Consider the following 8,714-nt stretch of genomic DNA (forward strand, 5'->3'; position numbering starts at 1 on the left):
AGCTGATTAACAGAATTATTCACTCATTACCCAAGTCACTCGGCTCACCCCAGCAGCTCCTCGATATCCTCCTTCGTCAGGTTTTTGATGACGGCTTCGTCGGTGGAAATAAGGTCGGTGACGAGTTGGATTTTCTTGCGCTGCAGGGCCAGGATTTTCTCCTCTACCGTGCCACGGGTGATGAACTTGTAGGTGAATACCGTGCGCTCCTGGCCGATGCGGTGGGCGCGGTCGACGGCCTGGGCCTCCACGGCCGGGTTCCACCAGGGGTCGAGCAGGAACACGTAGTCGGCAGCCGTGAGGTTGAGGCCCACGCCGCCGGCCTTGAGGCTGATGAGGAACACGCGTAGCTCGGGCGTATCCTGAAAGCGGGTGACCTCCTTGTGCCGGTCGCGGGTGTTACCGTCGAGGTAGGCGTAGGTAATCTGCCGCTCGTCGAGGGCGGTGCGCACCAGGTCCAGGTGTTTCACGAACTGGCTAAATACGAGCACTTTGTGCCCTTCGGCTACCACGCTTTTTATCATGCGCACTACCTCGCGCAGCTTGCCCGACTCGTGGGTGTAGTTCGGGTCGGCCAGGCGGGGGTGGTTGGCAATCAGGCGCAGCTTGGTGAGGCCCTGGAGCAGCACGAACTGGGTGTTGGCCGAGCCGGTTTCCTCCAGGTTCTGCAGAATCAGGTTGCGGTAGTGGCTCTTGGTTTCCTCGTAGAACTGCTGCTGCTCATCGGTCATGGCGCAGTAGTTCAGATTCTCGATTTTGGCGGGCAGCTCGGTGGCCACCTGGGCCTTGTGGCGGCGCAGGATGAAGGGCTTGATAAGCGCGTGCAGCCGGCGGCGCTTGTCCTCGTCCTGGTGCTTTTCGATGGGCTTGAGGAATTCCTTGCGGAAAAACGCCTGGGTGCCCAGCAGGCCGGGGTTGATGAACGACATCTGCGACCACAAATCCATCGTGCTGTTTTCCACCGGCGTGCCGGTCAGAATCAGGCGGTGGCGGGCCGGCAGCTGGCGCACGGCCTGCGAGGTGGTCGAGCCGGGGTTTTTAATGGCCTGCGACTCGTCGAGAATCACGTAGTCGAACTGGTAGGTTTTGAGCAGCTCGATATCCAGCCGCACGATGCCGTAGCTGGTCAGCACCACGTCGTAGTCGGCAAACTGGGCTACGTTTTTCTCGCGGTAGGTGCCGGTATAGATGAGCAGGCGCAGGCCGGGCGCGAATTTAAAGGCTTCGGTCATCCAGTTGTACACCAGCGAGGTAGGCATCACCAGCAGCGAGGCCGCCCCGCGGGCCGTAGCCGTTTCCTTGCGCTGCAGCAGCAGCGCCAGCGTTTGCACGGTATTGTGGGTGAGCACGAAATTATCGGTCACGTACAGCCGGTCGGGCGCATCGACGGCAATGCACTGGGCCGGCATCCGCCCGACCAGCTCTACGGCCTTGATACCGCGGTAAGGTGGGTACTTGGTTTTGGGCCGGTATAGCGCCACTTTGCGCCCCAGCCGGAAGGGCACCACCGCGGGCGGCAGGCTTAAGGTGAGCGTGTAGGCCAGCCGCCCAGTGCGCGTTTCGCCCCCGTACGTGTAGGTGGGCACCTTGCTGCTCTGGCGCACCGTACCGCCCAACGACTGCACCAAAAAGGTGACGCCTGCAATCAGCGCCGACGAAACCGAGGTAAACTGGCACACGTCGCCGCTGGCCGACACGTAGCCGTCGGTGTCCATCAGGCCCTGCAGCATGGCCACGCGGGTGGCCACGTCGTTCACCAGATAGGCTTCCGGAATAAATTTATCGGCCGAGCCGCGCCCTTTCAGGCCAAGTTTTCCGATAGTCTGCATCAGCTCGTTGGTCCAGCCTGCCGTGGCCTTCACCAGCGAGTAGTCATACGAGTCGCCCTGCCGGTGCATAGTCAGCGTGGGCGGCAGCGTATCGGCCACGTAGTTCACAATTTGCGCGTCGGCGCTGGAAATGCTGATGCTGTTTTGGCGAAAGCAGCCGTCGCCGAGCAGCAGGCCGAGCAGGTAGGGGTCGAGCGGTACAGGCTGGGGAGCAAAGGCCACCGGGGCTACCAAGGGCACAAACCATTTGGTGTTGCCGTGCCGGTCGTGCAGGTCATGTTGCAGGGCGGCCAGCTCCTTCACCTGGTAGGGCTGCTGGCGGTGCTTCTGCACCGGGCTTTGCACGGCCCACAGGTGCTCGGCGCAGCACTCGGCCGTAGCGCCATCGGTAAACGTCACCCGGTAAATCTCCTTCTCGCCCTGCGGGAAAACGCCCGTAATGCGCGAACGGGCGCCCTGTGAGTTAATCAGCACATCGCCCACCCGGGCCTCGCCCATGGTTTTCCAACCTGTGGGCGTCAGCAGCTGGGCGTGCAGCGGCTGGGCCTTGCCGAGCCCCATATCGTCGGCCAGGCAGCCGCCAAACTGGTAGTTCTGCACGAAGTGGAGCCAGTCGTAGCCGGCCTTCTGGTAGGGGCGCAGCTCACCCCGGAAGGTGGTGGGCATGGGCTGCTCGGCCACGGCTTCGAATTCGCGCAACTGCTCCAACTTGCGACTCATCAGCACGGTGGCCAGGTTGCCGCTCTGCAGGTCGGCCACCAGCGACACGTGGTGCTTGCGCAGGCTCAGGCCTTGGTTGTGCTCCTCGGCGAAGGCAAACAGCTCCAGGTACTGCGCAAACCACTCCTCCGGAATGATGGCAATCTGGCCGTTGGGCAGCCGGAACTCGGGCCGCTTATTGAGAATGTAGGGCCGCAGCCTGATAAACGGAATCTCAAACTCGCCAAAACGCACCACGCCATGCACGTCGAACCAGTCGTTGGTTTCGGTGATGCCTACCTCTACCGATACGGGGCCGATGAAGTAGTCTTTGCCCGAAGATCGGCCCTGCTTCACCGTAAAGCCGCGCTGGGTCAGCTCGTCGGTGTGGTCGTGGAGCCAGCGGAAGGCGGTAGCTTTTTCGAGCATGGCGCGCCCGCCTTGCACCTCCAGGGCCCGGGCCTGCAGCTCGCGCACTACTTCCTGCTCCTGATCAAGGTCACGGATGAGGCGGTGGAAGATGTAGTTGTCGGCCTGCTTTTCCAGCTTCACGCACACGCGCTTGTCGTGGTCGGAGGGCACCGTGTGGGGGCCGTAGCGGAAGCTCAGGTCGAAGTGGATATGGTTGGCGGGCGGCGCCGGGGCAACGGCCGTAACGGCCGTTGCCCCGGCAGCCCGCCGGCCCGGGCGCGGGCAGCGGCTGGTGCGGCCGCGGCCGCAACGGGCACCGGCGCGTCGGAGAAAGTGAGCTGGGGCCGGGCCACGTAGCGCTCCGAGCGGATATCGAAGCCGCGGGCGTGCACATCGAACGACTCGACCAGCGGGGCCACGAACTTGTGAAAATAGCTGTCCTCGACCTGGCGCGGAATGATGATGAACTTCTTGTTGAGGAAGGGCTTGAGTTTTTTACCGTCTACCTCGTTGCGGAAGTTGTGCAGCACGTCGCCCACCAGCAGCCAGGCGGGCTGCTCGCACACTATCACCGTGTTTTTGTACTGAAAATCGAGCTTCTGCCCCTGGTACTGAATGGTGGGGAAGTAGTGGGTGTTTTCCTCGTTGCGCCGGAAGTGAAACAGCACCGAGGCGGGTTCCGGGGCCAGGGAAATCTCGCGCCAGGTTGGCTCACCGTCGCGGCCCATAATGAACACGTACTTACCCGCCAGCCGCACCATAATCTGGCCCAGGCGCTCCTGCACGTAACGGCAGATGGCCTCCTGCAGCACCTTATCGCCCTTTTCAGGGTCGTACGTTTTCAGGAAGAAGTCAGCTGGCGTCGTCTTTTTCTTGGGCCCGAACTCCTTGATGACCGCGTCCTGACTTATCTGGTCGGTGAGGGCTACCAGCTCGAAATCGGTGTCGTCGAGGCCGACCGCAAATTCGGCCGCGTTTTTGGCCGATACGGTTTGGTGCAGCAGCGTCAGCTGCCCCCGCTCGTTGCGCTGCACCACGTACGACTCGAATAAATACCCCAGATACTCATGCTCCAGCAGCGAATAAACAATCTGAAACGGTTGCGTAGTCGAGACCTTCATGGTCGGGCTTAATAGGGGCAATGAAATAAAGACAGCCCGCTAAATAGCGTAATTTTAATGAATAAGAAAGTTCGGCAGCAGAATAAACATACTAAAAGCCGGTATCCTTTCGTTTTAGCGCGCAAATCCGGCCCGTAGCCCTGCTTCCGTCGGCAACGGCGTACCCCACAGAGGTGGCTTACAGGTTGTCGCGGATGTCGAGACGGGAGGCGTTCAGGGCCGGCTGGATGGAGACGCTGATGGTAATGAAGATGATGGCAACGCCGGTGAGCACGATATCGGAAAGCTGCATCTTCACCGGGTAGGCATCCACCACGCTCGTGGCCATGCCCATGCTCACCACGTGGAACGTCTGCTGAATCCAGCAGATGCCCACGCCCAGCACCAGCCCGACAATGGCGCCCACCTGGGCCACAATGGCCCCCTCGAAGAGGAAGATATTGCGAATGGTACGCTGGTCGGCGCCCATGGCCATCAGCACGGCCATGTCCTTCTTCTTATCGATAACCAGCATCGAGAGCGAGAAGAAGATGTTGATGCTGGCAATGAGCAGAATGAAGGCGAAAGTGATGAACACGAACATCTTCTCCACCTTGATGGCCTTGAGCAACGACACGTGCTGCTCGTCGGAGTTGAGCACCTTGAAGGTCGGGCCGAGCCGTTCGCGCAAGGTTTTCTGCACGTTGTCAATATCCTGGCCGGCCTTTACCTTCACTTCCAGGCCCGTGCGGCGGGTGCCGTAGTTGAGCAGGTCGCGGGCGAAATCGAGCGGCACAAAAATATAGCTGTCGTCGATGCGCTGCTCGATGAGGAAGACGCCCCCGGCCAGAATATTTTTCTGGGTGAAGTAGGCATCAGGGTCCATAGAAACCTTGAATTTGCCCGCCTTGGGGTAGAGCAGGCGCATGGGCGCGAAGCGGTTGTCGAGGGCAATGCTGAGCTCGTGTTGCACGCCGGCCCCGAGCAGAGCGTAGTCGCGGCCCTCGCGTTGCAGGCCCGAGCTGCCGTCTACAATAGCCGAGTCGATGTTGCTCTGGTAGTGGTAGTTGGCCGATACGCCCTTCATCTTCACCACCATCTGCCGGTCGCGGTACTGCAGCAGGGCGTTGTCCTCAATCACCTCGGTTACCAGCCGTACGCCGGGCGTGCGCTGCACGCGCACCAGCAGCGGGGCCGTCAGCTCGAACGACTTGCCCTGCACGGCCGTCACCACCAAATCGGGGTCCGATTTGCCGTAGAGGCTGCGCACCAGGTCTTCGAGGCCGTTGAAAACGGAGAGCACAATAATCAGCGCCGTGGTGCCCACCGCTACCCCCACCATCGAAATGTTGGAGATGATGCTGATAATGTTGCGCTTCTTCTTGGAGAGAAAATAACGCCGGGCAATGAGCAAGGGTACGTTCACGTGCGGGGCGGGCCGGGGCAGGGCGGAGTGAAAGGGTAAAAAGGCAGCAGGTTCCGCAGCCAAGATACGCCGTTGAGCGGAAAGGTCTATTTCCAGGCCTTAACGATGAGGCCGGTGCCCGACTCGTGCTTGGTGCTGGCATCAAGCCAGTTCAGCAGCAGGCAGAAGGGAAAGGTAACCAGATAGTAGAAAGGCAGCAGCAGGAAAAACCACTTCGACGTGCCCAGCATCTGAATCGGGTACTTCATGCTCAGGCGCCACGAAATCTGGCCCGGCTCGCCGTAGCTGTAGCAGGCCTCGATGCGCTCGAAACCGGCCGTGCGCAGCTTCTGCTGAATTTCGTGGATGTTGTAGCCGTCGCGCACGTGCTCCTCAATAAAGCTGGTTTCGCCGTCAGAATGCACGTCGGAACCGCCTTGGTCGCTGGGGGTGGAGATGAGCAGCATGCCGCCGTCCTTCAGCGAGGCGTGGATGTTTTTGAACACCTCCACATCCTCCAGAATGTGCTCCATCACATCAACCGACAACGCCAGATCAAAGGTGTTGGGCTGCTGGTAGAGTACCAGGTCCTGCACGGCAAACTGGGCATTAACGCGGCCAATCTCCCGGAAGAAGCGGTTGGAATCGGCCACCTGCTCCTCCTTTACATCGACGGCCAGGATTTCCCACTTCGGGCTCTGGCCCGCCAGCCAGTAAGTGTACTGCCCGTAGCCCGAGCCGGCGTCCAGAATCGTCAGCTGCTCCTGGGTGCGGCCCTTGCCCCAGGCGCGCAGCTCGCGGTGTACGTGCCAGGTACGCAGCAGCAGCAAATCGAGCAGATGATAAAAGAGCCGCCGCAGCCAGGGAGTGCGGTTGAACACGTCGCCGAGCGACTTTTTAATCGGGTCGTAATGCAAGGAGTGAGCTGATGAGTTGGTGAAGGCCAAAAGCTGTCATCTTGAGCAGCGCGAAGGACCTATACAGCAGGTACGGTCTGGTATAAGCCTCTGTACTGGTCCTTGCGCTGCTCAGGATGACAAGCGGTATACTATTCAATTACTCTCCTCCGAACAGGCGCGGGCGCTTGCCGAGGCTGGTAGCGGCGTCGGTGCTTTCGGCGGGAGTGGGCTCGGTGGGGGCGGGCGGAATTTCCAGGTCGCCAAACACGCGGTCCATCTGGGCGGCGTAGGCGGCCGAGTCGTCGAGGAAGAATACCAGCTCGGGCACAATGCGCAGCTGGCGCCGAATCCGCTTGGCCAGCGCCTGCCGGATGGGCTTACCGTTGTCCTTCACCAGCACCATCTGCGCCTCGCCCTGGCTGGCCTTGTCGGCCGCGCTACCAATGCTGAGTACGCTCAGGTACACGCGGGCCACACCCAGGTCGGGCGATACGCGCACCAGGTTGATGCCCGGCGGCAGGCCCGGAAACAGGTGGGGCAGGTCGCGCTGAAATACGGCCGCCAGCTCCTGCTGGAGCAGGCTGGCTACTTTTTGTTGTCGTTTGCTTTCCATAAGAATAGGCAAAGATACGAATTGGGGCCTAGAGGATTGGAGGCCCGGGCGGCTAAAAGGTTGATGAGGGCAACGGGCAAAGATACTGTCATCCTGAGCGCAGCGAAGGACCTTATTACGCTGGATCGAGTTGTCATCATGATATTGCTTTCCTGATAAGGTCCTTCGCTGCGCTCAGGATGACAGTATCTTTGCCCACTACCCCGCCCCAGTCCCGCAGTTCCCGGGATCTTCACCTCCCTGACCTTTGCTTAAGTTTTTCAAAAGCACCCTGCCCACCCGCCTGCTGCTGCTGTTGCTGCTCGTTCTGGCGCTGCGGCTGCCGCTGCTCTGGTGGGGCCTGCCACTGATGCCCATCGAGTTGCGCGCGATGCTGGTGGGCGAGCGGCTGGGCGAGGGCGTGCGCCTCTACCGCGACCTGTACGACAGCACCGCGCCGCTGGCCGCCGCCCTGGCCGGACTGCTGGAGCTGGTGGGCAGCCGGCCGCTGTGGCTCTACCGGCTGCTGGCGCTGGCGCTGCTCACGTTTCAGGCCATCCGCTTCAACTTCGTGCTCAACCGCGCCGATGTGCTGCCCGAGCGCGGCTACCTGGCGGCGCTGGTGTACCTGCTGGTGGGCTCTGCCAGTACCGACCTCGACATTTTCTCGCCGCTGCTGCTGGGCCACACATTTCTCATTGCCGGTTTCAGCGCCCTGCTGCCCACCTCGCGCGAGGGCTACGATAACCGCCGCCTTTTCCGGGCCGGCTTCCTGATTGGCGTGGCGGCGCTGTGCTACCTGCCGTTGGCGCTGTTTCTGCTGCTGGGGTTGTTTGCCGTTATCACCTTCGCCGCCAATTCGTTCCGGAGCTTTCTGCTGCTGGTGTGCGGCTTTTTGTTCCCGTACGCGGTAGTGGCCTCGTTCTTTCTCTACACCGGCTCGCTGCCGGGTTTCGTGCAGTTCCATCTGCAGCCCACCATCAGCGGCCTGGTAGCCGGCACCGATGGGCTGCCGCTGCCCGTACAGCTGCAACTGCTGGTGGTGCCGGGGCTGGTGCTGGCGTTGGGCCTGTTGCGCAGCCTGCTGGGGCCGCCGGGCCTCGTGTTTCAGGTGAAATTTCAGCAGCTGATGCTGGTGTGGGTGCTGGTAGCAGCCGCCATAGCCTTTGCCGGCCGCGGCGTGGCGCCCGGTACGGCGGCGCTGCTGCTGCCGCCGGTGGCCTATTTCAGCCTGTATCTGTGGCAGAAAACCGCGCGGGCCTGGGTGCCCGAAGTGGGGCTGCTGCTGCTGGTAGGAGCCGTGCTGCTGGTGCGCTACCGGGCCGTTTTCTTCCTCGACGACGCCCTGCAGCTGCCCCTGGAATCCCGCTACGCCGTGCAGCCCGACCCACGCACCAACTTTCTGCAGGGCCAGCGCCTGCTGGTACTCGGCCCCAGCCTGCGCCCCTACGCCCACAACCGCCTCGCCTCGCCCTACCTCGACTGGCGGCTGGCGCAGGTTGATTTCGGCCACCTCGACGAGTACGCGGCCGTATTCCGGCTCGCCCGCAGCCTCGGCTCCAACCCGCCCCAGTACCTCATCGACCAGCGCAACCTGCTGCCCGAGCTGCGCTACAAGCTCCCGCACGTATTCGGCCGCTACGAGCCCACCAGCACCAAAGGCGTGTACCGGCTGGGTAAGTAATTAGGCGGTTGGCAGAACATCATTCAGAGCGAAGCGAAGAATCTCGCGACCGTATAGACGAACGGGTTCACGGACGGAGATTCTTCGCTTCGCTC

6 protein-coding genes are annotated in these 8,714 nt (G+C 61.6%); 1 reads left to right on the forward strand and 5 read right to left on the reverse strand.

The annotated features are described in order from the left end of the window. Nucleotides 1-44: 44 nt before the first annotated feature. From D0N36_RS12490 to D0N36_RS12510, 5 genes are all read right to left on the reverse strand, one after another. A complete protein-coding gene (locus D0N36_RS12490; RefSeq protein ID WP_190242651.1) occupies nt 45-3,110 on the reverse strand; it encodes an SNF2-related protein in 3,066 nt (1,021 codons plus the stop codon). A gap of 23 nt (nt 3,111-3,133) precedes the next feature. Continuing rightward, nucleotides 3,134-4,060, reverse strand: a complete 927-nt coding sequence (locus D0N36_RS12495; RefSeq protein ID WP_116941959.1) for a hypothetical protein — start codon at nt 4,058-4,060, stop codon at nt 3,134-3,136. A gap of 178 nt (nt 4,061-4,238) precedes the next feature. Continuing rightward, nucleotides 4,239-5,528 carry an FtsX-like permease family protein gene (locus tag D0N36_RS12500; RefSeq protein ID WP_317191469.1) on the reverse strand — a complete coding sequence of 430 codons (1,290 nt, stop codon included), beginning with the start codon at nt 5,526-5,528 and terminating at the stop codon, nt 4,239-4,241. Nucleotides 5,529-5,551: 23 nt separating this feature from the next. Further along, nucleotides 5,552-6,361 carry a class I SAM-dependent methyltransferase gene (locus D0N36_RS12505; RefSeq protein ID WP_116941964.1) on the reverse strand — a complete coding sequence of 270 codons (810 nt, stop codon included), beginning with the start codon at nt 6,359-6,361 and terminating at the stop codon, nt 5,552-5,554. Between the two features lie 139 nt (nt 6,362-6,500). Beyond that, on the reverse strand, nt 6,501-6,956 hold the full coding sequence (locus D0N36_RS12510; protein WP_116941966.1) for a ribosome-binding factor A: 456 nt from the start codon (nt 6,954-6,956) through the stop codon (nt 6,501-6,503). Nucleotides 6,957-7,203: 247 nt separating this feature from the next. Here D0N36_RS12510 and D0N36_RS12515 point away from each other — a divergent pair, with 247 nt between their 5' ends. Beyond that, nucleotides 7,204-8,619: a hypothetical protein gene (locus D0N36_RS12515; protein WP_116941969.1), complete on the forward strand. Its 1,416-nt coding sequence runs from the start codon at nt 7,204-7,206 to the stop codon at nt 8,617-8,619. The last annotated feature ends 95 nt before the right edge of the window (nt 8,620-8,714 follow it).

Origin of the sequence: Hymenobacter lapidiphilus, from assembly GCF_003417065.2 — a bacterium.
Classification (GTDB): domain Bacteria; phylum Bacteroidota; class Bacteroidia; order Cytophagales; family Hymenobacteraceae; genus Hymenobacter.